We start from the raw sequence: 26476 nt of genomic DNA on the forward strand, positions 1-26476 counted from the left end.
GCTCAACGCGGCGCCATTCGGATCGCGCCGTCCAGTCGGATGACCTCGCCGTTCAGCATGGGATTGGCGATGATGCTGTCCACGAGCTGCGCATATTCGTCGGGCTTCCCAAGGCGGCTGGGATGCGGCACCTGCGCGCCCAGCGCATCCTGCACATGCTGGGGGAACGCCTCCAGCATGGGCGTCAGGAAGATACCCGGCGCGATGGTCATCACACGGATCTTGTGCTGCGCCAGGTCGCGGGCGATGGGCAGGGTCATGCCGACGACGCCGCCCTTGGAGGCGCTATAGGCGGCCTGGCCGATCTGGCCGTCGAACGCCGCAACCGACGCCGTGTTGACGATGACGCCCCGCTCACCCTCGATCTCGTCCGCCTTCGCCAGGGAAGCCGCGAAGCGGGCGATCATGCAGAATGTCCCGATCAGGTTCACTTCGACGGTCCGCCTGAACACGTCCAGCGGATGGGGCGCATGCTCCTTGCCGACGGTCTTGATCGCCGGCGCGATCCCCGCGCAGTTGACCAGGATGCGCGCGACGCCGTGCAGCGCCTCGGCCTGTTCGAACGCTGCCGCGACGGCGCCCTCGTCCGTCACGTCGACCTTCATGAACTGGCCACCAATGGCGTCGGCATGGGCCGCCCCCAATTCGGCGTTCAGGTCGAACAGCGTCACCCTGGCGCCGCCCCGCGCCAGACGCGCGGCGGTGGCTCCGCCCAATCCCGACGCGCCGCCGGTGACGATGGCAGCCATTCCCTTCAGATCCATTTCAGCCTCCGGAAACTCATGAGTGACTCATGCACTTTTGGGTGTATTGCGTCGCGCCGGGTTTCCTGTCAACGCTCCGATGGAGAAAAGAGGACATTGATGCACGCCGCTTCACCATTCCGCACCCCCGCCCAGAAAGAGGCGGAGCGCCTTGCCAAGCGCGAGGCCGTGCTGCGCGCGGCGGTGCGGATGTTCAACGAACGCGGGTTTCACGCGACGTCGCTGGACGACGTCGCCGCCAGCCTGGGCATATCCAAGCGCACCATCTACCACTATCTGGCCAACAAGGATCAGGTGCTGCTGGAATGCGTCACCATCGGCCTGCAGCAATTGCTGGAAGCGGCCGATCAGGCCCGGCGGGAGCCCGGCGACGGCCGCCATCGGCTGACGCGCTTCCTGCGCCGCTATGCCGAGGTCAACATGGACGATTTCGGGCGATGCGTGATCCGGACCGGGGACGAAGTGCTCTCGCCGGAAAGCAGGCCGCGCTATCGCGCGCTGAAGCGGGAGATCGACAATGCCTTGCGCAGGTTGATCGAAGACGCCGTTGCCGATGGTTCGATCGCACGGATCGACGTGAAGATGGCTGCTTTCGCGCTGGCGGGGGCGCTCAACTGGCCGGGGCGCTGGTACGATCCGGAAGGGGCGATGCCGGCCGGGACCGTGGCGGAAAAGCTGGTCGACATTCTGGTTTCGGGACTCGATCCGCGCGATTGACTTGGGTAGAGCGTGCGCGAAGGCGGCTTGCCCTCCTTCCAACGTCGATCCCGATCACGGCGGCAGGGCGGGATGCCGGGGGACACGGGCACGCTTCCGCTTCACGGCTGCAATTTGGAGGCTCAATGGCAGAGACAAACCGCAAAAAGGCCCCGGACGAAAGCGCCGCCGCGAAACAGCCCGGCCAGCGGCGGAAGACCAACCGGCGCGAACAGCAGCGGTCCGTCGAAACGCGCCAGGCGATATTGGAGGCGGCGCTCAACGAATTTGCCGAGCGCGGGTTCGACGGCAGCAGCGTGCGCCGCATCGGGGAACGCGCGGGCCTGGAATATACGCTGATCACCTATCATTACCGCACCAAGGAGGCGCTGTGGAAGGCGGTGGCCGAATATGCCTTCGAGCAGATCGAGACCATGTGGGACGAGGCCATTCCCCCCGATTCCCGAATGTCCGCGTCAGAGCGCGTGCGGGCCGAGTTCCGGACCTTCCTGCGCTTCACGGTCGAACATACCGCGTTCCACCATTTCATGCTGCGCGAGAATCAGGGATCGAGTCCGAGAATCGGTTGGCTGGTCGAGAAGGTTCTCAGCAAGACCCGCGACCGCATCCTGCCCCAGATCCGGGCGGCGCAGGCGGAGGGCCAGCTCCTGCAGGGCGATCCCGATCATGTCTATTACATGCTCATCGGCATGACCTCCACCCTGTCGTCGCTCAACCGCGAAATGGCGGAAACCATTGGCTTTTCCATCAGGAATGAGGAGGCCGTCGAACGCTATTGGAACCTCGTCGAACGCGCTGTCTTCAAATAAACTCCACGACTGTAGAGTTTTTATGGACTCCTGCGGCAGGGCATGTTAGCCCTGCTCTCCAGACGGCAATGACCGTGATGGAGAAGATGCCCCGTGGATGTTCCAGTCATCGTAGCGGGTGGGGGGCCGGTCGGCCTTACCACCGCATTTGAGCTTCAAAGCCGCGGCGTTCGCACGCTGCTGCTCGAACGCAATCCCTCGACCACGCGCCATCCGAAGATGGACGTGACCAATGGCCGCAGCATGGAGCTGTTCCGCCGCATGGGCATTGCGGAGAAGATACGCGACGTCGCCGTGCCGCGCGGCAATCCGATGGACGTTTCCTGGGTGACGCGGCTGAACGAGTGGGAACTGGCCCGCTTCCGCTATCCCGACGTCGAAAGCTGGCGGGAAGAAATCCGCGCCAACAATGACGGGTCGCAGCCGCTGGAACCCTATATGCGGTTGAGCCAGGTCGTCCTGGAACCGCTGCTGCGCGGGTTGCTGGAAGAATCTCCGCTGGTCGAAATGCGGTTCGGCTGGGCGGTCGAGGGCTTCGACGACGATGGCGAAGGGGTGACGGTCCATCTGCGCGAAGTCGCGACGGGGCGCACCGAACGGCAGCGCTGCGCCCTGCTCGCGGGCTGCGACGGCGGCGGCAGCATCATCCGCGAGAAGCTGGGCTATGCCTGGGACGGGCAATATAATGTCGCCCGCTTCTTCATGGTGCATTTCCGGTCGGAGGCGCGCGACCTGCTCCAGCGCTTCGGCATCGCCTGGCATTATCAGTCGCCCGCCGGCAGCACGCTGATCGCGCAGGACGATGCGGAGATCTGGACGCTCCACTGCATGCTGCCCGAAGGGGCGGACGCGGCGGCCATCGATCCCCGGCAACTCGCCTTCGATGCGTTGGGCCGGGAATTCCCGATCGAGGTGATCCAGGCGAACCCCTGGTCGCCGCATCTGGTGCTGGCGAACGGATATGGGCGCGGGCGGGTGTGGATGGCGGGCGATGCCGTGCATCAGGTGATCCCGACCGGCGGTTACGGCATGAACACCGGGATAGGCGACGCCGTCGACCTCGCCTGGAAATACGCCGCCATCCTGCAGGGCTGGGGCGGCCCCGCCCTGCTCGACAGCATAGAGGCGGAGCGCCGGCCGGTGGGCCGCGCCATTGTCGACGCGTCGCGCCTGCATATGGGCGTGCGCCTGAAGATCGCGGAAGCCTATGCCCCGATCATCCATGACGACACGCCGGAGGGGGCCGCCGCGCGCGACGCCTATGGCGCGCTGATCGCGGAACTCGGCAATGCGGAGAATGAATCGCGGGGCATCGAACTCGACCATCGCTACCGCCAGTCGCCGATCGTCTGCCATGAATGCGACGAACCGGAATGGCGGCTGCGCGATTATGTGCCCAGCACCTGGCCGGGCATGCGGGCGCCGCATCTGTTCCTGGAGGATGGCAGCGCCATCTTCGACCGGCTGGGGCCCTGGTTCACTTTGGTCCGCTTCACCGACGCCTCGGCCCAGCCGCTGCTCGACGCCGCGCGCGAGCGGGGCGTGCCGGTCGACCTGCTCGACATTCGCGACGCGCATGCCCGGCGGATCTACGAGCGCGATTTCGTGCTGATCCGCCCCGACCAGCATGTCGCCTGGCGCGGCGACGCCATGCCGGAAGACCCGATGGCGGTGATCGACCGGATCAGGGGAGCAAGGTCATGATCGGTCAAGTCGACCCCATCGTCCGGGCGGACGCCGTCGTCCATGTGAGCTTCGAGCGGCGCGACATCGACGCCATGGCGCACTTCCTGGAGGATTTCGGCTTCGTGCCGGTCGCGGGCGGCAGCGGCGGGCAGCGCCATTTCCGGGGCTATGGACCGCAACCCTATTGCGTCGAGCTGATCGCATCGGAGCGGGATGCCTTCGTCGGCTTCGGCCTTGCCGCCAGGGACCGCGCCGATCTCGATCGGCTGTCCACCGCCACCCAGTCGCCGGTCGAAGCGACGGATGCGCCGGGCGGCGGCGAGCGGGTGCGCCTCTTCGATCCGGAGGGCGTGCGCGTCGACCTGCTCTGGGGCGCGGCGCCGCTGGAGCCGCTGCCGGTGCGGGAGCCCTTGACCGAGGTCAACTCGCCCGTGGCCAGCCGCCGCATCGACAGGCCGGTCCGGACGCCGACCGCGCCCGCGCCGGTGTTCCGCATCGGCCATGTCGTGCTCCAGACGCCGGACTTCGAACGGACCGCCACCTGGTACCGGCGCCATTTCGGCTATCTCCCGACCGACGTCGCGACCGTGGGCGAGGATGCGCCGGTGCTGGGCTTCTTCCGCTTCGACCGGGGCGCGGAGCCCGCCGACCATCACAGCCTCGCGCTGCTCGCCGGGCCGGAATCGCGCCTGCTGCACATCTCGACCGAGACGATCGACGTCGATGCGGTGGGGCAGGGCCAGCAATATCTGCGCGGCAGGGGCTGGAACCATTATTGGGGCATCGGCCGCCATGTGCTCGGCAGTCAGGTCTTCGATTATTGGAAGGACTCCGCCGGGGACGAATGGGAACATTATGCGGACGGCGACCTGATGACCGCCGATTATCCGACCGGTTTCCATCCGCTGTCCCGCGGCGACCTCTGGTCCTGGGGCGACGACCTGCCCGATTCCATGCGGCCGCCCGCCCCCGCCCCGGCCGACGCCCCCCCGCTCGTCCGCAATATCGTCGACGCCCTGCTGGCGCCCCCGCGCCCCTGGCTTCGCTGACATCCCCATTGGAATGCAGGAGTAGAATGATGGCATTGATGATCGTCCGCTATGATGAAGGCGCGGGCCCGCGCTGGGCCGTGCTGACCGGCGATGCGCCCGAGGGGCCGGCCGACCGGGTCGAAGGGCGGGGCATTGCGAGCGGCGCGAGGACCCTGGGCGAACTGATCGGCGCGATCGAAGCCGCGCCGGACCTGACCGCCACGGGCGAGGCGGTGCGCTTCGCCGCGAGCGCCCTGCTGAGCCCCGTCACCCCCGATGCGACGCTGATCTGCCAGGGGCTCAACTATGATGAGCATGCGGCGGAGGCCGGTCATCATGTGCGCAAGGAGAACCTCCTTTTCGCCAAGGCGAGTTCGTCGCTCTGCGGCGCCTATGCCGACATCGTCCGTCCCAAGGGGGTCGAGCTTCTGGATTATGAGGTGGAGGTCGGCATCGTCCTGCGCCGTCCGCTGGAGGCGGGAACCACCGTGACGGCCGGCAATCTCGGCTCCTATCTTGCCGGCGTGGTCCTGTGCAACGACGTGTCGGCGCGCGACACCATGTTCGGCGCGTCCTTCATGCAATGGTTCCAGGGCAAGAGCTATCGCACCTTCTGCCCGGCCGGGCCGGTCTTCTATCTGCTCGAACCCGAAGAGGTCGCGGCGACGGTCGACAATCTGGAACTTTCGCTGACCTATGACGGAAAAGTCCGCCAGTCCGCCAACACTGGACAGCTGATCTACAAGCCCGCCGAAACGCTGACCCAGATCGCGGCGATCATGGACCTGAAGCCCGGCGACATGGTGCTGACCGGAACGCCGGGCGGCGTCATCGCGCAAGGCACGCCGGGCCTGATCGAACTGCTCAAGACCAACCTGCTGAACGACGCCGCGCGCCGCGATGGCATGCGCGTCGAAATGAAGACGCTGGGCCGGTTCCTGCAACCGGGCGACGAGCTCAATCTGACGCTGCACGACGGGGTCAGCGGCATGTCGCTGGGCGGGCAAAGAAGCCGGATAACAGGCGCGTAAATGGGAGGCTGAGAAATACTCCACATATGTAGAGTTTTATATTGACACAGCCCGCCGGCATGGCATTCTACGGTCACAGAAACCCGAAAAGAAAAGCCGAGCCGACAGGGCGAACCGGCGGCGCCGAGATTGTCCACGACATCAAGGCGCCGCATCGAAAGACCGCCAACCGCCCCTGACCCCCACGATCGATGCGGGGCGGGGCGGCAGGACAACAGGGCTTTCCGGAGAGGAAATGCGATGTTCATCGAGAGCATTTGGTATGTCGCCGCCCGCTCGCGGACAATCGGCGCGCCGCGATCATGCGCCCCACTTCCGTCCGACCGTTCCGGCCCCGCCGGTCTGGCGCCTTGCCCGGCGGCTGTGGAAGCGCGCCCGCCGCTGACCTGAACGAAGGGCATGCGGCCCGGGAAGATGCCGCGCCAAGGAATGAACAAACAACCCGGCTGCCCCACCAGATCAGGCAGTCAGGGCTTGAACGAGGGAGAGGAAAAATGAGGAAGCCCATATGCGTCCTGCTCGCGACCAGCGCGCTCGTCGCTCCGCTGTGCAGCCATGCGCAATCCCCGGCCGAACAGGCCGAAGCCGCGCCGCAACGCGACCTTGCCGTGGGCGAGATCATCGTCACCGCGCAGAAGCGTGAGGAACGGCTGAACGACGTGCCGGTCTCCATCACGGCGGCCTCCGCCAGCCAGCTTGAAAATGCGGGCGTGACCCAGCCGTCGGACCTGGTGAAGATCGTTCCCGGCTTCACCTATCAGCCGAGCGCCTATGGCACGCCGGTCTTCACGATGCGCGGCATCGGCTTCTACGACGTCGCCGTCGCCGTGGCCCCGGCGGTCAGCGTCTATGTCGACCAGGTGCCCCTGCCCTATCTCGCCATGACGCAGGGGGCGTCTCTCGACGTCGAGCGCGTCGAGGCGCTGAAAGGGCCGCAGGGCACATTGTTCGGTCAGAATTCGACCGGCGGCGCGATCAACTATATCGCGGCCAAGCCGACCGACCACCTCGCCGCCGGCATCGACCTCAGCTATGGCCGGTTCGACCAGGTGGATGCGCAGGGCTTCGTCAGCGGCCCCATCGCGGCCAATCTGAAGGCGCGGCTCGCGGTGCGCCACGAATATCGCGACGGCTGGCAGATCAGCCAGACCCGCCCGTCCGACCGCCTCGGCCGCCGGGACTATTCCACCGCCCGCCTGCTGCTCGATTGGGAGCCCACCGACACGCTGCGCTTCGAATTCAACGCCAATGGCTGGATCGACCGGAGCGAGACGCAGGCGGCGCAGTTCGTGAAATATGCCCCGACCGTGGCTCCGTCGGCGGGCGGCTATACCGACATCACGGCAGAACTGGAAGCCGCCGTCCCGGCCCCCAACCGCAGCCGCATCGCGGACTGGGACCCCGGCGCCGACCTTCGCCGCGACGACAGCTTCTACCAATTCTCGCTGCGCGGCGACCTGGACGTCAGCGATGCCGTGACCCTGACCTCGATCAGCGCCTATTCGCGGTTCAAGCAGCGCTCGCCCAGCGACACCGACGGCGTGCCGCAGAATAATTTCCTGCTGACGATCAACGCCGACATAGAGACGGTGTCGCAGGAATTGCGGCTCGCGGGCACGGCGGGCCCGATCCGCTGGATGCTGGGCGGCAATTACAGCCACGACACCACCGGGGACGACCAGCGCGGCGACTATATCGCCAGCAACAGCGGGGTGGGGCCGTTCCGCTACACCTCCTTCATCAACAGCAACCATCAGAAGATCACGACCAAGGCGGTGTTCGGCAGCCTCGACTATGAGCTGACGGACAGGGTGACGGCACAGGTTTCGGCGCGCTACAGCGACCAGCGCAACCGGTTCAGCGGCTGCCTGCTGGACGTGGGGGATGGTTTGATCTCCAACGCGTTCAGCTTCCTGTCGAACCTGTCGCGCAATTTCGATCCGCCGACGGTGGCGCTCGCGCCGGGCGCCTGCGCGACCCTGGGCGAAGTCGGCTATGGCACGCCCTTCATCCCGGTGCCCAGCGTCGAAAAGTCGCTGAAGGAGGATAATATTTCCTGGCGCGCCAGCCTCAACTGGAAGCCGAATCCCGACAGCCTGCTCTACGCCAACGTCACGCGCGGCTATAAGGCGGGCAGCTTCCCGACGGTGCCCGGCCTTTTCCCCAGCCAGTTCGACCCGGTGACGCAGGAATCGGTGCTCGCCTATGAGGCCGGCTTCAAGCTTTCGCTGCTCGACCGGCGGCTGCAACTGACGGGCGCGGGCTTCTACTACAAATATGACGACAAGCAGATCATCGGCTACATCACCACCGCCTTCGGCAATCTGCCCGGGCTGGTGCAGGTTCCGAGGTCGAGCGTCCGCGGCGCGGAGCTGAGCGTCAACTGGCGGCCGGTCGACGGGCTGACCTTCAATGGCGGCGCCACCTATGTCGACTCGCGCGTCGACAGGAGCTTCCTCGCCAACGATCCCTATGCCGCCGTCGTCGACATCAAGGGCGAACCCTTTCCCAGCACGCCCAAATGGCAGCTCAACGGCGATCTCGACTATCGTTTCGCGCTGACCGGCAATCTCGACCTCTCGCTGGGCGGCAATGTCCGCTACCGCTCGCGCAGCGTGGCGGCGTTCGGGGGAGCGCCCGAATTCGCCCTGCCCGGCTATGCCGTGCTCGACCTGCGGGTCGGCATCGAAAGCCCGGACAGCGGATGGAAGTTCCAGCTCTGGGGCCGCAACGTCACCAATAAATTCTACGTCACCACCGTCACCCATGTGGTCGATACGGTGGCGCGCACCACCGGCATGCCCGCCACTTATGGCGCGACGCTCAGCTACAGCTATTGATGCGATGAACCATGCCGTCATCCTTGCGCGCCGTCCGCAGGCCATTCCCCAGAGCGAGCATTTCGCGCTGGAGGAACGCCCCATGCCCGTTCCCGCCGATGGACAGATATGGGTGCGCAACCATTATCTGTCCGTCGAGCCCGCCATGCGGGGCTGGCTGAGCGATGCGAGCAACTATTCCGACCCGATCCATGTCGGGGACGTCATGCGCGCCTTCGCCGTCGGAGAGGTGGTGGAATCGCGGCATGGCGATTTCGCGCCGGGCGACAGGGTTATGGGCCTGTTCGGCTGGCAGGAGCATGCGGCGGTCGACCCGTCCGCCATATTGCTGCGCGTCCCGGACACCGATCTGCCGCTGTCGCTCTATCTGGGCATATTGGGGCTGAACGGCGTCACCGCCTATTTCGGGCTGCTCGATATCTGCGCCCCCCGTCCCGGCGAGACGGTGCTCGTCTCGACGGCGGCGGGTTCGGTGGGGTCGTGCGTGGGCCAGATCGCCGCCATATCGGGCTGCCGCACCGTCGGCCTGGCGGGCGGGCCGGAAAAGCGGCGCCAGTGCTTGGACGAGTTCGGCTATGACGCCGCGATCGACTATCGCGGCGAGCCCGATCTGGATGCCGCCATCGCCCGCGCCTGTCCCGACGGGGTCGACATTTATTTCGACAATATAGCCGGGCCGATCAGCGACGCGGTGCTGCGCCATTTGCGCCTGCATGCGCGGATCGCCGTTTGCGGCACCGCCTCCATCGCAAGCTGGGATCCCTGGCCGCAGGGCGCCCGGCCCGAGCGTCACCTGCTGGTGAAGCGCGCGACGATGCGCGGATTCCTGACGTTCGACTATGCCGATCGCTTCGATGAGGCCGTCGCCCAATTGTCGGCCTGGCTGCGCGAGGGACGGCTGCATTACCGCGAGGACATATTGGAAGGGCTTGGCGAGGCCCCCGGCGCGATAGCGCGCCTCTATTCCGGGCAGAATCAGGGGAAGCTGCTGATCCGGCTTCCCGCAGCGAAGGATTGAACCGCGTGTCGAAGGTCATCATCAGTTGCGCCCTGACCGGCGCCGTCCACACCCCCACCATGTCCCCCCATCTGCCGGTGACGCCCGACGAGATCGCGCAACAGGCGATCGAGGCGGCCGAGGCGGGCGCATCCGTCCTCCATCTTCATGCGCGGGACCCGGAGACGGGCAGGCCGACGCCCGATCCCGATGTGTTCATGCAGTTCCTGCCGCGCATCAAGCAGGCGACCGACGCGGTGGTGAACATCACGACGGGCGGCGGCCAGGGCATGTCGCTCGACGAGCGGCTCGCCGCGCCGCTGCGCGCATCGCCGGAGCTTTGCTCGCTCAACATGGGGTCGATGAATTTCGGCATGTATCCCATGCTGGAGCGTTACAAGAGCTTCCAACATGACTGGGAAGCGGCGCATCTGGAGGCGTCGCGCGACTGGATCTTCAAGAACACCTTCAGGGATATAGAGCTGATCCTGGAGCGGCTGGGCAAGGGTCATGGCACCAAGTTCGAGTTCGAATGCTACGACACCGCCCATCTCTATACGCTCGCCCATTTCCTGGACCGCAAGCTGGTGACGCCGCCGCTGTTCGTGCAATCCATCTTCGGCCTGCTCGGCGGCACCGGCGCGGACACGGAAAACCTGCTCCACGCCAGGCGCATCGCGGACAAGCTGTTCGGGGACGATTATCGCTGGTCGGTCATGGCGGCGGGCAAGCACCAGATCCCCTTCGTCACCATGGGCGCGATCAACGGCGCGAACGTCCGCGTCGGGCTGGAGGATTCGCTCTATGCGGGCAAGGGACGGCTCGCCCGGTCCAATGCCGAACAGGTGCGGCTGATCCGGTCGATCCTGGAGCCTTTGTCGCTGGAGGTGGCGACACCGGCGGAGACGCGTGAGATATTGGCGCTGAAGGGCGGCGACAATGTCACCTTCTAGAGCAATCGACAGGGAGGGAGAGCCCATGGCCGAGCAGCAGGACCATTCGCCCCGCATCATGGCGGTGATCGACTATTTCCGGCGGGGCGACGCGGGTCGGCCCGACATGCTCGACGGGTTCACCGACGATTTCGAATTTTTCTTTCCCAAATTCGGCATCGGCCGGGGTCGCGATGACTTCATGGCCTTCGCCGCCGGCCTTGTGGGTTCGTTCAAGGCGTTCGGGCACGATATTGACGGGCTGCGCTTCATCGAGAGCGGCGACAGCGTGGTGGTCGAAGGCACCACGCGCGGCGAAGACAGGGAAGGCGCGACATGGGAAGGCGGCACGACGCCGGGCGGGCGCTTTTGCAGCGTCTTCGAATTTCGCGGCGCGCTGATCGCCCGCATGCACATCTATCTCGACCCCGATTACACCAGCCGGGACGAGGCGCGGTTCCTGTGGGGCAAGGACCGGCGCTGGTGATCGCCATGAAGGAGGAGAGGTTCGCATGAGCAGGCTGCAAGGCAAGGTCGCCCTGATCACGGGCGCGGCAAGCGGCCAGGGCGCGGCGGAAGCGCGGCTGTTCGCGGCGGAGGGCGCGAAGGTGGTCGTCACCGACCTCAACGAAGCCGGAGCGGCGGTCGCCGCCGAACTGGGAGCCAACGGTCATTTCGTTCGCCATGACGTGGCGGAACAGGCCGATTGGGCGCGGGTCGTGCGCGAGGCGGAGGAGCGCTTCGGGAAGATCGACATTCTGGTCAACAATGCGGGCGTCTACAAGCCCGCGCCCTTGCTGGAGACGGACGCCGCGCTGTGGGACCTGCACTATCGCGTCAATCAGCTCAGCGTCTTCCTGGGGATGCGCGCCGCCGCGGAGGCGATGGCGAAGACCGGCGGCGGCGCCATCGTCAACATCTCGTCGGGCGCGGGCCTGGGCAATGTTCCCGGCATCTTCGCCTATGCCACCAGCAAATGGGCCGTGCGCGGCATGAGCAAGCTGGCGGCGTCGGAACTCGCGCCGCTCGGCATCCGCGTCAATTCGATCCATCCCGGCATCATCGACACGCCGATGCTGGGCGAGAACACGCCCGAACGGCTGAAATTCTACGAGGACATGATCCCCATGAAGCGCATCGGAACCACCGACGAGGTGGCCCGGCTGGTGCTGTTCCTCGCCTCCGACGAGGCGAGCTACGTCACCGGCGCGGAAATCACCGTCGACGGCGGGATCGGCTGAAGGATCGAAAGGACATCATATGGGGCGGTTGCAGGGCAAGGTTGCCATCATCACCGGCGGGGGGCGCGGCATCGGCCGCGCCACCGCGGAACTCTTCGCCCGCGAGGGCGCGCAGGTTCATGTCACCGACGTCAACCCGCCCGACGCGCCCTATGACGATCCGGCGATCCGCTTTTCCATCATGGACGTCGCGAACGAAGGGCAATGGGCGGAGCTGGTGGAGGGCATCGTGGCGCGTCATGGCGCCGTCGACATCCTCGTCAACAATGCGGGCATCGGCGGGTCGCAACTGCCGCTTGCCGATGAGAATCTGGCCGACTGGGACCGGGTGATCGCGGTCAACCAGACCGGCGTCTTCCTGGGCATGCGCGCCGTGCTGCCGGGCATGCGCGCCAAAAGGGCGGGGTCGATCGTCAATTTCTCGTCGATCTGGGGGATCGCGGCGGTCCCCGGCGCGGCCGCCTATCATGCGTCCAAGGCGGCCGTCCGGCACCTGACCAAACATGCCGCCGTCACCTATGCGCCGGACAATGTGCGGGTGAACTCGATCCATCCCGGCATCATCGCCACCCCCATGGTGCTGGAGGATCAGGCGGAGGAAACCAGCGCCGGGGTGGTGGCGGCGACGCCGCTCGGCCGCATGGGCCAGCCGATCGAACTGGCCAATGGCGTGCTGTTCCTCGCCAGCGACGAATCCAGCTTCATGACCGGCGCCGAACTGGTGATCGATGGCGGCTATCTTGCGCAGTGACGCGGCTATCGCATCCATGACGCGGGATAGTCTGGACGAACTGCTCGCGCGAACGGACGCCTTCATCCGCGACGTGGTGATCCCCTTCGAAACCGACCCCCGGATCGGCGGTCACGGCCCATCGGACGCGCTGGTCGAGGATTTGCGGGCGCAGGCGCGCCAGGCCGGCCTCATCGCCCCCCATCTGCCGCCGGAACTGGGCGGACAGGGGCTGGACCATGCCGCGACGGCGCGGCTGTTCCGGTCGGCCGGCTATTCGCCGCTCGGACCGCTGGCGATGAACCTGGCGGCCCCGGACGAGGGCAATATGCACCTCCTCGCCCGCGTGGCCACCCCGGCGCAGATCGACCGCTTCCTCCGGCCGCTTGCCGCCGGGACGACGCGGTCGGCCTTCCTGATGACCGAACCGGCGGACGAGGATGGGGCCGGTTCCGACCCCTCGATGCTCAGGACCGTGGCGCGCCCCGATGGCGACCATTGGATCATCGACGGGCGCAAGAGCTTCGCGACAGGCGCGGAGGGCGCTGCCTTCTCGATCGTCATGGCGCGCACGGGGGAGTCGGCCACCATGTTCCTTGTCGACATGGACAGCCCCGGCATCACCGTCGAGCGGCTGCTCGACACCATCGATGGGACCATGCCCGGCGGCCATGCCGTCGTGCGGCTCGACGGCGTGCGGGTGCCCGCGACCCGGATACTCGGGGAGGTCGATCAGGGCTTCCGCTACGCGCAGGTGCGTCTGGCGCCCGCGCGCCTCACCCATTGCATGCGCTGGTGGGGCAGCGCGAGGCGCGCGCACGACATCGCCCGCGGCTATGCCGTCAAGCGACAGGCCTTCGGCAAGCCGCTGATCGACCATGAGGGCGTGGGCTTCATGCTGGCGGACAATCTGATCGACCTGAAACAGTCGGAACTGATGATCGACTGGTGCGCGGGCGTGCTGGACTCCGGCGCGCCCGGCATCATCGAAAGCTCGATGACGAAGGTGGCGGTATCCGAAGCGCTGTGGCGGATCGCGGACCGCTGCGTGCAGGTCATGGGCGGGACCGGGGTGAGCGGCGACACGGTGGTAGAGCAGATATTCCGCGAAATCCGGGCCTTCCGCATCTATGACGGACCTACGGAGGTGCACAAATGGTCGCTCGCCAAGGCCATCGGGCGCGCCCATCCGGGGGACGTGCCATGAGCACCGGTGAAGCGGAAAACGCCGGCACCGTCGCCGTTCGGGAGGCGCACCGGTTCGATGAAGCCGGTCTGGCGCGATGGATGGCGGATCATGTCGATGGCTATTCGGGACCGCTCCGCGTCGAACAGTTCAGGGGCGGGCAGAGCAATCCCACCTACAAGCTCGTCACGCCAGGTCGCCACTATGTGCTGCGCCGCAAGCCGCCGGGCCGGCTGGTAAAGGGCGCGCATGCCGTCGAGCGGGAGGCGCGCGTGCTGTCCGCGCTGGGATCGGCGGGATTTCCGGTCGCCCATGTCCATGCCCTCTGCGTCGACGAAGGGGTCATCGGCACCCCCTTCTATGTCATGGACATGGTCGAGGGGCGGATATTCTGGGACGCCAGCTTCCCGCAGGTCGCCAGCCATGACCGCCCTGCCTATTTCGACGCGATGAACGAGACGCTGGCCCGGCTGCACAGCCTGGATTATGCAGCGATCGGACTGGCCGACTATGGCCGCCCCGGCAATTATTTCCAGCGTCAGATCGACCGCTGGTCCAGGCAATATCTGGAGGATGCCGATGCCGGGCGGGACCGGAACATGGACCGGCTGGTCGAATGGCTGCCGGCGCATATTCCGCCGGACGACCAGACGTCGATCGTCCATGGCGACTTCCGTTGCGACAATATGATCTTCCACCCCACCGAACCCCGCGTCCTGGCGGTGCTCGACTGGGAATTGTCGACGCTCGGCCATCCGCTCGCGGACTTCGCCTATCATGCGATGATGTACCGGATGCCGCCCCACATCGTCGCGGGACTGGGCGGCATGGATATCGCCGCGCTCAACATTCCCACCGAGGCGGAGTATGTGGCCTCCTATTGCCGCCGGACCGGTCGGGAGGCGATTCCCGACTATGATTTCCACGTCGCCTTCAACTTCTTCCGGCTGGCGGCGATCTTCCACGGCATCAAGGGCAGGGCGCTGCGCGGCACCGCCGCCTCGGCCCAGGCGCGCGAACGGGCGAACGCGTTCCCGGAACTGGCCGAACTCGCCTGGATGCAGGCGGAAAGGGCGGCGGCAGGGTGACGCGCCGGGCGATCGTTCCGGATATGGCAACGATGCTTTGAGGAAATGGGCCTGGCATCCCGATTCCCGCCGCCATAAATCATCGTCTCGATCGCTGCGGAGCAGGAACAGGAAGCATCATGGCAACCCTTCATGGAATGATGGCCGGCACGGCGGCCCCCCGCCCGGTCGTTCATCGCACGCGCGGCAGCGGACATGGTTCGATCGTCCGGCTGATGAGCCCGTCCGATCTGGGCCGCTATCTGAAGCCCTTCGTGTTCCTCGACCTGTTTGCAGGCGACATGCGGCAGCTTTCCGCCGCCATGCCGCTGCATCCCCATTCGGGCATCGCGACCGTCACCGTCTTCACCGAAGGGGATGTGACCTATGACGATCCGCAGGCGGGCACCGGCACGCTGGCCTTCGGCGGCGTGGAATGGATGCGCGCGGGCGGCGGCGTCTGGCACGGGAAGGAACTGTCCGCCGGACGCTCGGCGCTGATGCAGGGCTTCCAGCTCTGGATCGCCCTGCCCCCCGAACTGGAGAACGGACCGGTCGACAGCCAATATATAGAGGCGGACCATATGCCCATGGCCGGCCCCGCTTATGTGATCCTTGGCCGGCACGCGGGCGCGCAGAGCCCGGTCCGCGCGCCTGACGGGATCACCTATCTGCTGGTCCGCCTGCAAGCCGGGGAGAGCTGGACCTACGCACCGCCCTCCGGCCATTCGGTCGCCTGGGTGGCGGTGGCGAAGGGCGGTCTTTCCGGCTCCGCCCCGATAGCGCAGGGCGAGATGGCGCTGTTCGAGCCGGGAGAGGAGGCGATCACGCTCCAGGCGGGCGATGCGGGCGCGACCTTCGTCCTGGGGTCCGCACGGCCGCATCCCCATCCGCTTCACCTCGGTTCCTATTCGGTGCACACGACAGCCGCCGCCCTTGCGGAGGGCGAAGGGCGGATCACGGAGATCGCCCAGCGGCTGAGGCAGGAGGGCCCTGCAAGGACGGCATCGGGAAGCGTGCCGGTCTTCCGCTAGAGTATCCGTGATGATCAAGCTGGAGATTGCGTCCAGCATCGATCGGCTTTGAGCAGGGCGTTCGCGGTGACGACGAGCTTTCGCATGACGGCGGTGATGGCGATCTTGGCGGGCTTCCCGGCAGTAACGAGCTGCTGATATTTTGCCTTGAGATCGGGATTGTACCGGGCGGCGACGAGGGCCGGCATATAGAGAGCCTGCCGCACGTTGGCGCGTCCGCCACGGATGAAGCTCTTGCCTTTCCATTGTCCGGACTGTCGAGCGACGGGGGCGAGACCGGCGAGGGATGCGGCCTGCTTGTTCTCGAGGCTGCCGAGTTCGGGCATGGTGGCGATGAGCTGGTTGGCGGTCAGCGTTCCGACGCCGGCGATGCTGGTGAGGATCTCATGCCGGCGGGCGAGCGCAGCATCGGCGGCGATCAGGTTGGCGATCTCGGTATCGAGCGCCTCGATATGCCGATCGATCTGCTCGAGCCGCTGCCGGCACTGGCGCTTGAGGAAGGCGATGGTGAGGTTCTTCTCGCGATTCTTGAGCGCGGTGCGATCGCGCACGAGGCCGTCTCGGGCATTGATGAGCTCCGCCATCTGCGCCTGCTGTGCGCTTCGAGCGGGTCTGACCGGCGGCTGCAAGGTGGCCGCCATACGGGCCAGCAACATGGCATCGATGCGATCGGTCTTGGCCAGAGTGCCAGTCGCTTGGGCGAAGCGCCGGGCGCGCTCTGGGTTGAGCTTAACGCAGGGCCAGTCGGCCAGAGCCGCCTCCAGCGCTCGATGGTAGGTTGCGGTTGCCTCATAGGCGATCCGCTCGACCGGCCATTGTCGCAGCCAGGCGATCAGCGCCTTGTGGCCCTTGGCGGTGTTGGCGAACTGGCGTTCGGCGCCGGCAGGGTGGACATGGCAGTCGAGGCTCGCTTTGGAGATGTCGATGCCGATCGTCTGTGGTAGATTGTCGCTCATCTTTTCCGCTATCCCATGCTTGTCATCCGGGTCCAAAACCCCGGTATCCGTTCGGGCCTGATGGAAAAGAAAGGGGCGATCCTACTCTAGCCCGGTCCCACAACGACCGGCGTTTTCACGATCCGTCCCCTTCCGCCCGGGCCGGGGTGGCCACCCCGGCCCGGGCAATCCAGCATGGCCCAAACGGACCGCAATGTCATAAGACAAGCGATTTCCAGACGATCGGAACCCGCCAAGGCTGCGGGTTTCGATGAGACCCAGGGGCCGAAAGCATCACCGGGCCCGGTTCCGGATCAATTCCTCCACAATGGCCGGCTCGGCCAGCGTCGATATGTCCCCCAGCGCCTGGGGCGACACCTCGCCCTCCGCGATCTTGCGCAGGATGCGGCGCATGATCTTGCCCGAACGGGTCTTGGGCAGGCCGGGGGCAAACTGGATCACGTCGGGCGTCGCGATCGGCCCGATCTCGCTGCGCACCCATTTCACCAGCGCCTGACGCAGTTCGTCGGTCGCTTCCTCGCCGCTGTTCAGCGTCACATAGGCGTAGATGCCCTGTCCCTTTATGTCGTGCGGGAAGCCCACCACCGCCGCCTCCGCCACCGCCTCGTGCAGCACCAGCGCGCTTTCCACCTCCGCCGTGCCCATGCGATGGCCCGACACGTTGATCACGTCGTCGACGCGCCCCGTGATCCAATAGTCCCCGTCCGCGTCGCGCCGGCAGCCGTCGCCGGTGAAGTACAGGCCCGGATAGGTGGTGAAATAGGTCTGGAAGAAGCGCTCATGATCGCCCCACACGGTCCGCGCCTGCCCCGGCCAGCTCCGCGCGATGCAGAGATTGCCTTCCCCCTCGCCCTCCACGGCGACGCCATTGCCGTCGACCAGCAAGGGCTCGACCCCGAAAAAGGGCTTGGTCGCCGCGCCCGGCTTCAGGTCCGTCGCGCCCGGCAGCGGCGTGATCATGTGGCCGCCCGTCTCCGTCTGCCACCAGGTATCGACAATGGGGCAGCGCCCCTCGCCCACCACCTCATGATACCAGCGCCAGGCTTCGGGATTGATCGGCTCCCCCACCGTGCCCATCAGCCGCAGCGAGGCGCGGCTGGTGCGGGTCACATGTTCGTCCCCCTCCTTCATCAGCGAACGCAGCGCCGTCGGCGCGGTGTAGAGCGTCGTCACCCGATGCCGGTCGACCACTTCCCAGATGCGGCTGGGCGTCGGCCAGTTCGGCACCCCCTCGAACATCAGCGTGGTGCCGCCATTGGCGAGCGGTCCATAGACGATATAGCTGTGGCCTGTGACCCAACCGACATCGGCGGAGGACCAGAAGACTTCGCCCGGCCGATGGTCGAAGGCAAGGTCGAAGGTCATCGCCGCCCAGAGCAGATAGCCGCCGGTCGAATGCAGCACGCCCTTGGGCTTGCCCGTCGATCCGGAGGTGTAGAGCAGGAACAGCGGGTCTTCCGCCGCCATCGCCTCTGCCGGACAGTCGGCGGAGACCTCAGCGGCCAGTTCGTCATAATAGGCGTCCCGCGCGGGGTCCATCGCGACGTCCCCGCCCGTCGCCCGGACGACAATCACGCGTTCCAGCCCCGGCGCCAGAGCCGCCGCCGCGTCGACATTGCGCTTCAGCGGCACGATCCTGCCGCCCCGCCGCCCCTCATCGGCGGTGATGACGATCCGGCTGTCGCAATCGCTGATCCGTCCCGCCAGCGCCTCGGGCGAGAAACCGCCGAACACCACCGAATGGATCGCCCCGATCCGCGCGCAGGCGAGCATGGCGAAGGCCGCCTCCGGAATCATCGGCAGATAGAGCGTCACCCGGTCGCCGCGCCCCACGCCCGCGCCTTTCAGCACATGGGCGAAGCGGCACACCTCTTCATGCAATTGCCGGTAGGTGAAGCGCCGCGCCGGTTCCTCCGGATCGTCCGGTTCCCAGATGATCGCCGCCTGATCGCCGCGCGTCTCCAGATGGCGGTCCACGCAATTGGCCGACACGTTGAGCATGCCGTCGCTGAACCAGCTTATGCCGAAATCCCCTTCCGCAAAGCTGCTCTCGTCGGCGCGGGTGGGTTCGCGCAGCCAGTCCAGCCGCCGCGCCTGCTCCAGCCAATAGGCGTCGGCGTCATCCAGCGATCGGCGATAGCCCGCCGCATAGGCGGTGGCATCGACCTTCGCCTCCGCCGACCAGGCCAGCGGCACGGGATAGACAGGGGGAGCTGTTGTCAGCATCGGCGGATCTCACTTCACTTTGGCGAGCGCGGCGGTCATCCGCCTGGCGGCGAAGGGCGGCAGCTTCACCGCCTTGGCCGCCGCGAGATCGGCCGGGGCCACCTTGCCCACCTGCACCAGCGCGACCATGCCCATCGAATAATGCGGCATGCACTTGATGCCGTAGAGGCCGGGCTTGGTGACGGTCAGCACCGCCTCCTTGTTCATCGCGCCCTTCATCGGGGTCGCGCCGGCCGGCAGCATGTTCGCCATGGTTTCGGCATTATGGCTGGGATTGGTCGGCTGGAAACGAATGGTGTCGCCCACCGCCGCCTTCACGAAGGACGGCTCGAACACCATGGCGCCGTCCGCGCCCTGGTTCTTCATATGGACGACGATGTCCTTCGCCTGCGCCGAAAGCGGCGCCAGCGTCAGGAACGCGGCGGCGGCAACGCCGCCCAGGGTGATGCGAATGCGGATCAAGGCTCTCTCTCCCATGCAAACATGCTTGGGCAAGTGATGACGCAGCGCAGCGGACCCTCGCAATGGGCCATTGGTCCTAGGGCGCGCCCCCCTCCGGCGCCACCCGAACCAAGGGCCGCCCCAGGTCGCGCCAGCCGTCCGTCCCCTCCGCCAGCCACCAGACATTGCGATAGCCCATGGCGCGCAGCCGCCGCGCCGCGTTCCAGCTCATCCAGCAATCGGACCGGCAGAAGACGACCAGCATGCGATCGCGCCGGCCACCCGCCAGCCGCCGCACGCCGGCCGCGAACCAGAGCGCGATGTCGGGCTCCGGCACGCCCCTCCCCGCTTCGGGGAACCAGCGAGCGCCCGGAATGCTCTCATGCTGCGCCGCCAGCCGCCAGCGCCCGTCGCTCTCCCGATGCCCGCCCTCGGCCGGCAGGACGTCGAGGAACAGCGCATCCCCGCCCGGCCGCAGGGCTGCGGCGGCGGCCGGCGCGATCCGCCCGACCCCGGCGGGCGGGCGGGAGACCGGGGCGCGATAGGCGGCGATCCGATAGCCGTCAGGCCCGAACAACGGCTCCGCCGCCACCGGCGCCGCGCAAAGCAGCAGGGCTCCGGCCCAGATCGTCCTCCTCATTCCGCTTCCCTCCCCATCCGACCCAAGGACCAATGGTAGCGCATTGCGCCGGCCTTTAGACCTGCACCAAGGGAGAAGGATGTGAAAAGGCGAAGCTACGCAGCCATGACCCTGGCCCTGCTCGCGCTGGCGGTGGGGGCGGACGCATCCACGCCCGCCGATCCGCTGGAATCGCCGATGTGGGAAGCCCATGCAAAGCTGCTGTTCGGCGACGATCCGGTCCGCTTCGACCCGCGGGTGAAGGTCGATTTCCCCCAGATCGCGGAGAACCAGCGCAGCTTCCCGGTCGCCATCGACGCCCGCGCCATCCCCGGCGTCCGGCGCATCGTCCTGATGGCGGACCTCAACCCGATCCCGATCGCCGTCGACTATCGCCCGACGGACAGCGAAGCCTATCTCGCCACCCGCATCAAGCTGGACCAGCGCACCCCCGTGCGCGGCGCGGTGCAGCTGGCGAGCGGCGAATGGCTGGTGTCGGGCGGCTGGATCGACGCGGCGGGCGGCGGCTGCTCGACGCCCCCGGTCAGCCGGGTCAAGGGCGACTGGGCGGACCATCTGGGCGAGATCAGGGGCGAGGCCTGGCCTGTCGCGGGGCCGGTCGCCGCCAGCCGCCTTCGCCTCAACTTCCGGCACCCGATGGACACCGGGCTGGTCGACGCCATTCCCACCTATCATCTGGAACGACTGACCGTCAGCGACGGCGCCGGTCGCGAACTGGGCCGGATGGAAATCTGGGCCTCGGTCGCGGAAGATCCGGCGATCACCCTGATCCCCCATGCGGCGGCAGGCGACATGCTGGCTGTCGATGCCCGCGACACCAATGGACGCGATTATTACGCGGCGCTGGCCGTCGCGCGCCAGTCGCCCCTGCCGCGATGATGCTGACCCGGCGCAGGCTGATCGCGGGGAGCATGGCGCTGGCCGCCATGCCCGCGCAGGCGCGGCGCAGCTATGCGATTGCCCCCGTCCCGGTCGCGGACGGCATCTGGATGATCCACGGCGCGGACGCCCCCATAGAGCCGGCCAATGGCGGCGCCATCGCCAATATCGCCATCATCGCCACGCCCGCTGGAACAGTGCTGTGCGACTGCGGCCCGTCGCTCGCCTATGGACAGGCGCTGCGCAAGGTGGCGGAGGGACTGACCGGCCAGCCGGTGGTCCGCGTCTATGTCACCCATCTGCATCCCGACCATGGCATGGGCATCGCCGCCTTCGATCCCCGGATCGTCGCGGCCCTGCCCGGCACGATAGAGGCTCTGGCGCGTGAGGGGCGCGGCTATTCGGACGCCATGTACCGGCTGCTGAACGACTGGATGCGCGGCACCGAACTGGTGCTGCCGGGCCGGCCGATCGCCGCCGGACGGGAGGAGTTCGGCGGGCGAGGGCTGCGGCTGCTGGCGCTTTCAGGCCATAGCGGCGCGGACCTGGCGCTGCTCGACGAACGCAGCGGCGTGCTGATCGGCGGCGACCTCGTCTTCCACGACCGCGCGCCCAGCACCCCGACCGCCGACCTCCCCGGCTGGCGCGCCAGTCTCGACCGGCTGGCGCGGGAACCGCATGGCGGCCTGATCCCCGGCCATGGCCCGTTCGATCCCAGCGGCCGGGCCGCCATTGCCCAGACCCGCGACTGGATCGACTGGCTGGACGAGGCGCTGACGCAGGCGGTGCAGTCGGGCCTCGACATGGTGGAGGCGGGCGAACTGCCGATACCGGCGCGCTTCTCCACCATGGCGGCGGCGCGCTATGAGCTGCAACGCAGCGTCTCCCACCTCTATCCGGGACTGGAGGCGCGGCTGCTGCCCCGCATCGACCGGCCCGGCTGATCCGCCCCCGGAACTAACGCCCCGTTCGCGCGTTCGGGCGCTGGTCGAAAAGGGGGGAGGATGCGATGCCCACGTCGGAATTCTTCAGGGAACAGGCGGAATTGTGGGAACGCCGCGCGGGCGCCGAAATGTCCCGCCACGCGCAGGACGCCGCCCTGGCCGCCGCGCGCAAATGGCATGACGACGCGAACTTCGCGGAGATGATGACGATCGGCCTCGTCGCCACGCCGCAACCGGAACCGCTGGTCGACCAGCCAGTCATCAAGGCCTAAAACCGCGCCTTCACCCCCGCATACCAACGGCGCGGCGCGCCGGGCCCATAGGCGCGCGGATTGGACGCATCGGGGGCCTGCGCCATCTCCACCTCCCCGACGTCGCTGAACGTGCCGAAGGTCGCATATTTGCGGTCGAACGCATTGCGCAGTTCCCCGAACAGCGTCACCCCCGGCGCCATGTCGATCCCGGCGCGCAGGTTGACCAGCGCATGGCCTTTCAGCCGCGGCTGGTCATTGCCCTCGTCACCCACCAGATATTGCCCCGTCCGCGCGATCAGGTCGCCGCCGACCGACCAGCCGCGCCCGGCATAATCCAGCGACAGCGTCGCACTGTGGCGCGGAATGCCGGGCAACCGGTCCCCCGGCTGGACAAAGATCACCCCGTCCCCGTTCGCCGCCGGATTGGCGGGGCTGGAAAGCGCCAGGTCATGACGGTAGGTCGCATCGGTGAAGGCATAGCTGAACGCCCCCGAAAGGCCGCCGCGCACCGCCTTCAGGGTGAATTCCACGCCCTGCCGCCGGGTCGCGCCGATATTGCGGAACCAGGCGCGCCCCCGAATCGCCGACGCGACAAACTGAATGTCGTCGCGGTTGCGCGTGCGATAGGCGGACAACAGCCATTCCAGTCGGAACCCGCCCCATCGGCCCCGCCCGCCCGCGCCCGCTTCCCAGCTCCTGGCGACGATCTGCTTCAATGGCGGATCGGCGATGAAGAAATTGGCGAGGCTGCACGGCGCATTCTCGTCGGCGCAGGACAGTTCGGCCGGCGTCGGGGCGCGATTGCTCTCCGCATAGCCCACCCTCAGGTTCAGCCCCTCCGTCAGCCGGTAATCCAGTTCCAGCCCGGGGTTCAGCCGCCTGAACCGATGATCGCCGTTGAGCGCCGTGCCGATCCGGTCGCGCATCGCAATCACCACATGATTGTAGCGCAACCCGATCTCCGCCGAGAGCCGGTCGGTCAGCGGCAGCCGGTCCTGCGCGAACAGCCCCCAATAGCCGGCATGGGCGACCAGACCCACCGGCCCGATCGCGCCGTCCGCCTGCACGATGGCCGGCCCCAGCCCCTCGACGCCGCGATCCTCCGTCAGCGCAGCCAGTTCGGTCGAGGCGCCGAAGCGGCTGCGGCTCGTGTCATAGCTCATGCCGATGGCAAGGTGATTGCGCCCGCCCCACAGCGGCCGCTCGTCGATCATCTGGACCAGCACGCCCATCGCCCGGCTGTCCAGCCTTCCCCGATTGAGCACGCCATAGCCCTCGCCGCCCAGCACATCGGCAATCGTGCGGCCGTCCGCATCGGTCAGCAACGCCTCGTCCGCCCCCTCGACGGTCTCCAGGCAGAGCAGCCCGTCTTCGCACCCCTCTATGTCGGCGGCGTCGCCGTTCACCGTGCGCAGCTTCAACCGTTGCGCATAGAGCGTGCCCTCGATCCGCATCCCTTCCCCCAGCGCGACCCAGGGATGCAGGCTGATCCGGCCATAGCGCGCCCTGGCATTGTCCGGCCAGGTGAAGACGGCGCGCCGGTCCACCGCCAGCAACTCGACCGGCGCGACGCCATTGCCCGTCAGGTCCGTGTCGGCGCCGATCCACTTCAGATGCAGCCCGCCGCTCGCGGTGTCGAAACCCAGATCGGCATAGCCATTATGGAGGGTGGAGGGCGAATGGTCGCGCCAGCCATCCTCATGGCTGTACTGGAACGCGCCGAATGCGCTGAAATCGCCCTTCCGGAACCCGCCCGCCACGCTCGCCTCCCGCGAACCGAAGCGTCCGCCGGTCAGGCTCGCCTCCAGCCCCGGATCGCTGGTCCCGGTCTTGGTGTCGATCACCATCGCCCCGCCCAGCGCGTTCAGGCCATAGACGGCGCTGCTGTCGAACAGGGTAAGGCTGCGGATCGCCGCCTCCGGCAACAGGTCGAAGGCGACCGTGTCGCCAAAGGGCTGGTTGAATCGCGCGCCGTCGAGATAGACCGCCAGCCCCTGCGCCTGCCCCTGCAGCGGGGAGGCGGTGAAGCCGCGATAGACCAGATTGGGCTGCCACGGATTGCCCTGCGCGTCCTGCAGGGTGACGCCGGCGATGGACCGGGTGAGCGCGCCCAGCAGATCGGGCGTTCCCGCGCGGCTGATGTCCGCGCCGGTCAGGCGCAGCGCATCGTCGGCATCGATCGCGCCGCCGGGGGCCGTGACGACGATCGGCTGCCGGTCCGCATCGGCGCCGGCGGTATCCGCCCATGCGTTCTGCGCGGTGGCCTGCCCCGCCAGAATCGCCCATGCCGCGCCGGCCAGCCACATGCCCTTCCTCATCCCCGTGCCTCTTCTTCTTTGTTCCCCAACGGCCAGGCCATTGTCCAGCCATGAAAATGGGGCCGCATCCCTGTTAGGATGCGGCCCCGCCCCGTGACATTGTTCCTTCGGTCGGGATCAGAAGAACAGGATGGCCCCCGCCGCGATGGCGTCGGAACTGGCCTGATTGCCGTTATGCGCTTCCGATCTGGTGTGGACATATTCGCTCAGCAGCGTGACCCAGCTTGTGAGGCCGTAGCGGACCTGCCCCACCCAGCTCGAATTCTTGTCCACCAGCGTCGGGTTCGCCAGCGCGTCGGCGGCATTGGCATAGTCGAGATTGCTCTCGCCATAGCTGCCCCCGACAGAGAATTTTCCGAAGCTCGCCAGCCCCTGCAGATAGAAGCCATGGCTGTCGCGCTTGTTGCCCAGCCCATCGGTGTCGAACAGGTTGAGCGCCGTCGTGCCAAGGCCCGAAGCGTCATAATAGGTGCCGACCAGCGTCAGCGGCCCCACCGTCACCTTCGCGCCCGCGTCCCAGCCCCAGCTCGTATAGTCCGGCCCGGCGATCACATCATGCTTCTGCCGGATGCCCGCCGCCCACAGGCGGGTGCCCACGCCGCCGAACTTGCCGTCATAGACCAGCTTGCCCTGGAAGCCCGGCTCCTTGTTGGCCTCGTCCGGTCCGGTCAGCGAGGACAAGGGCTCGAAAATGCCGATGCTGGCGGTGAAGCCGCTGAAGCTGGGCGTGGTATAGGTGATCTGCGGCTGGAAATCGGTGTAGATATAGCCGACGCCGATCCGCCCCAGCGTGGTGTTGGACGGCGCGACATTGCCCGCCGGCGTGCCCGACGACAGCAGGGTGATGTCGTTCAGGATCTGCTCCGAGGCGAACAGGCCGATGTCGCGGCCGATCTTCACCTCGCCAAAGCCCGGACGGCCGAAGGTCAGGTAGGTCTGGCGGAAATCGATGCCCGCCGTCTGGAGCCCGCGCGGATTGCCGGGGCTGTTCGCGCCGCTGCCCGCATAGCTGACGGAGTTGATGCCCGGATACATGCCGAAATGCGCGCCGACGTCCCAGCCGCCCTGCCTGGTCATGACCTCCACCTTCAGGAAGCCGGGCAGCAGACCGTTGCGGATGGCCGAACTCTTGCCACCCACCGTCGCCACGCCGCCGACGACGCTGTTGGTGGCGCTGGGCGCCTCGCCATTGTCATGGACGTAGAAGCCATTGACCGATCCGGAGAATTTGAGCGTGACGTCGCCCATTTCGAAGCCGACACCGCTGTCGGTCATGCGGACGCTCCGACCGCCGCCCGATGCATCCGGCGTCACCGGCGGCGCGGCCGGCGCGGCAGCGGCCTCCGCGCTCTCATTCTTCAGCAGTTCCTGATATTCCTCGTCGGAGAGGATTCCCTTTTCATGCAGCCGCTTCAGCAGATCGGCGGTGGTCCCGGCCATCGCCGGCGTGGCAGTCGCGCAAAGCAGCCCCATGGCCGCGCTCGCGAGGAGCAGCGTCCTTTTCATAACATCCTCCCTCTTTTGTGCCGGTCAATGCCCCCGGCTGAAGAGAGATTGAGGCCGGCAGGGCGCGGCGGAAATTGGACTTAGGGCCTCCTCCCTTGGAAGGAAGGGACGCATGGCTCCAGGCCGCAGGCGGCGCCTGCGCGGACGCTCGAAGCAAGGGCGCGGCGCGCAAGAGCCCGGTTCAGACAGGAGGAATCAGGCACTACTTTGGTCGAAGGGCGCATGGATGTTCGCGCGGAGAGCATCC

General features: G+C 67.1%; 24 protein-coding genes. 17 read left to right on the forward strand and 7 right to left on the reverse strand.

The window, feature by feature from the left end:
- Positions 1–2: 2 nt before the first annotated feature.
- Positions 3–764, reverse strand: coding sequence for an SDR family NAD(P)-dependent oxidoreductase (locus tag EGM87_RS23000; protein WP_025549435.1), 762 nt, complete (start codon positions 762–764; stop codon positions 3–5).
- Positions 765–863: 99 nt separating this feature from the next.
- Between EGM87_RS23000 and EGM87_RS23005 the strand changes: the two genes are divergently transcribed.
- The 14 genes from EGM87_RS23005 to EGM87_RS23070 all read left to right on the forward strand — a co-directional run bounded on the left by EGM87_RS23005 (position 864) and on the right by EGM87_RS23070 (position 16065).
- Positions 864–1481, forward strand: a complete 618-nt coding sequence (locus tag EGM87_RS23005; RefSeq protein ID WP_025549436.1) for a TetR/AcrR family transcriptional regulator — start codon at positions 864–866, stop codon at positions 1479–1481.
- A gap of 125 nt (positions 1482–1606) precedes the next feature.
- Complete coding sequence (locus tag EGM87_RS23010) at positions 1607–2290, forward strand: TetR/AcrR family transcriptional regulator (RefSeq protein ID WP_025549437.1); 684 nt, start codon at positions 1607–1609, stop codon at positions 2288–2290.
- A gap of 93 nt (positions 2291–2383) precedes the next feature.
- On the forward strand, positions 2384–3994 hold the full coding sequence (locus tag EGM87_RS23015) for an FAD-dependent monooxygenase (RefSeq protein WP_099186604.1): 1611 nt from the start codon (positions 2384–2386) through the stop codon (positions 3992–3994).
- The gene (locus EGM87_RS23020; protein WP_025549438.1) at positions 3991–5025 is read left to right on the forward strand and encodes a VOC family protein; all 1035 of its coding nucleotides are present in this window, start codon (positions 3991–3993) and stop codon (positions 5023–5025) included. The genes EGM87_RS23015 and EGM87_RS23020 overlap by 4 nt, the downstream gene beginning before the upstream one ends.
- Positions 5026–5054: 29 nt before the next feature.
- A complete protein-coding gene (locus EGM87_RS23025; RefSeq protein WP_025549439.1) occupies positions 5055–6038 on the forward strand; it encodes a fumarylacetoacetate hydrolase family protein in 984 nt (327 codons plus the stop codon).
- 494 nt (positions 6039–6532) lie between these two features.
- The gene (locus tag EGM87_RS23030; RefSeq protein WP_137708696.1) at positions 6533–8878 is read left to right on the forward strand and encodes a TonB-dependent receptor; all 2346 of its coding nucleotides are present in this window, start codon (positions 6533–6535) and stop codon (positions 8876–8878) included.
- Between the two features lie 4 nt (positions 8879–8882).
- The gene (locus EGM87_RS23035; protein WP_244968698.1) at positions 8883–9896 is read left to right on the forward strand and encodes an NADP-dependent oxidoreductase; all 1014 of its coding nucleotides are present in this window, start codon (positions 8883–8885) and stop codon (positions 9894–9896) included.
- Between the two features lie 5 nt (positions 9897–9901).
- Entirely contained in the window at positions 9902–10828 is a 927-nt protein-coding gene (kce, locus tag EGM87_RS23040) for a 3,5-dioxohexanoate:acetyl-CoA acetone transferase (RefSeq protein WP_025549441.1), read from the forward strand.
- Positions 10829–10853: 25 nt separating this feature from the next.
- Positions 10854–11294 carry a nuclear transport factor 2 family protein gene (locus EGM87_RS23045; RefSeq protein WP_025549442.1) on the forward strand — a complete coding sequence of 147 codons (441 nt, stop codon included), beginning with the start codon at positions 10854–10856 and terminating at the stop codon, positions 11292–11294.
- Positions 11295–11319: 25 nt separating this feature from the next.
- Positions 11320–12048, forward strand: coding sequence for an SDR family NAD(P)-dependent oxidoreductase (locus EGM87_RS23050; protein ID WP_025549443.1), 729 nt, complete (start codon positions 11320–11322; stop codon positions 12046–12048).
- A 19-nt stretch (positions 12049–12067) separates the two neighbouring features.
- On the forward strand, positions 12068–12799 hold the full coding sequence (locus EGM87_RS23055) for a glucose 1-dehydrogenase (protein ID WP_025549444.1): 732 nt from the start codon (positions 12068–12070) through the stop codon (positions 12797–12799).
- A gap of 16 nt (positions 12800–12815) precedes the next feature.
- On the forward strand, positions 12816–13985 hold the full coding sequence (locus EGM87_RS23060; RefSeq protein WP_099186609.1) for an acyl-CoA dehydrogenase family protein: 1170 nt from the start codon (positions 12816–12818) through the stop codon (positions 13983–13985).
- The gene (locus EGM87_RS23065) at positions 13982–15052 is read left to right on the forward strand and encodes a phosphotransferase (protein ID WP_137708695.1); all 1071 of its coding nucleotides are present in this window, start codon (positions 13982–13984) and stop codon (positions 15050–15052) included. The genes EGM87_RS23060 and EGM87_RS23065 overlap by 4 nt, the downstream gene beginning before the upstream one ends.
- A gap of 119 nt (positions 15053–15171) precedes the next feature.
- Complete coding sequence (locus EGM87_RS23070; RefSeq protein WP_216614599.1) at positions 15172–16065, forward strand: pirin family protein; 894 nt, start codon at positions 15172–15174, stop codon at positions 16063–16065.
- A 14-nt stretch (positions 16066–16079) separates the two neighbouring features.
- Here the strand turns inward: EGM87_RS23070 and EGM87_RS23075 are convergent, their stop codons facing one another.
- The 4 genes from EGM87_RS23075 to EGM87_RS23090 all read right to left on the reverse strand — a co-directional run bounded on the left by EGM87_RS23075 (position 16080) and on the right by EGM87_RS23090 (position 20328).
- A complete protein-coding gene (locus EGM87_RS23075; protein WP_137709083.1) occupies positions 16080–17021 on the reverse strand; it encodes an IS110 family RNA-guided transposase in 942 nt (313 codons plus the stop codon).
- 273 nt (positions 17022–17294) lie between these two features.
- The gene (acs, locus tag EGM87_RS23080) at positions 17295–19247 is read right to left on the reverse strand and encodes an acetate--CoA ligase (protein ID WP_137708694.1); all 1953 of its coding nucleotides are present in this window, start codon (positions 19245–19247) and stop codon (positions 17295–17297) included.
- Positions 19248–19256: 9 nt separating this feature from the next.
- Positions 19257–19724: a pseudoazurin gene (locus tag EGM87_RS23085; RefSeq protein ID WP_044661028.1), complete on the reverse strand. Its 468-nt coding sequence runs from the start codon at positions 19722–19724 to the stop codon at positions 19257–19259.
- Between the two features lie 61 nt (positions 19725–19785).
- Positions 19786–20328, reverse strand: a complete 543-nt coding sequence (locus EGM87_RS23090) for a rhodanese-like domain-containing protein (RefSeq protein ID WP_044661027.1) — start codon at positions 20326–20328, stop codon at positions 19786–19788.
- Between the two features lie 105 nt (positions 20329–20433).
- On the opposite strand from EGM87_RS23090, the gene EGM87_RS23095 reads away from it, so the two are divergent.
- The 3 genes from EGM87_RS23095 (at position 20434) to EGM87_RS23105 (ending at position 22423) form a co-directional block, all read left to right on the forward strand.
- The gene (locus tag EGM87_RS23095; RefSeq protein WP_044661026.1) at positions 20434–21207 is read left to right on the forward strand and encodes a quinoprotein dehydrogenase-associated SoxYZ-like carrier; all 774 of its coding nucleotides are present in this window, start codon (positions 20434–20436) and stop codon (positions 21205–21207) included.
- Positions 21204–22151: a quinoprotein relay system zinc metallohydrolase 1 gene (locus tag EGM87_RS23100; RefSeq protein WP_044661025.1), complete on the forward strand. Its 948-nt coding sequence runs from the start codon at positions 21204–21206 to the stop codon at positions 22149–22151. The genes EGM87_RS23095 and EGM87_RS23100 overlap by 4 nt, the downstream gene beginning before the upstream one ends.
- Before the next feature lie 65 nt (positions 22152–22216).
- Entirely contained in the window at positions 22217–22423 is a 207-nt protein-coding gene (locus EGM87_RS23105) for a hypothetical protein (protein WP_044661024.1), read from the forward strand.
- Here the strand turns inward: EGM87_RS23105 and EGM87_RS23110 are convergent.
- Positions 22420–24723, reverse strand: coding sequence for a TonB-dependent receptor (locus EGM87_RS23110; RefSeq protein WP_044661023.1), 2304 nt, complete (start codon positions 24721–24723; stop codon positions 22420–22422). The two genes, EGM87_RS23105 and EGM87_RS23110, sit on opposite strands and share 4 nt — an antisense overlap.
- Positions 24724–24840: 117 nt before the next feature.
- Positions 24841–26229, reverse strand: coding sequence for a porin (locus EGM87_RS23115; RefSeq protein ID WP_044661022.1), 1389 nt, complete (start codon positions 26227–26229; stop codon positions 24841–24843).
- Positions 26230–26476 lie beyond the last annotated feature (247 nt).

Source organism: Sphingobium sp. RSMS, from assembly GCF_005406185.4.
GTDB lineage: Bacteria > Pseudomonadota > Alphaproteobacteria > Sphingomonadales > Sphingomonadaceae > Sphingobium > Sphingobium fuliginis.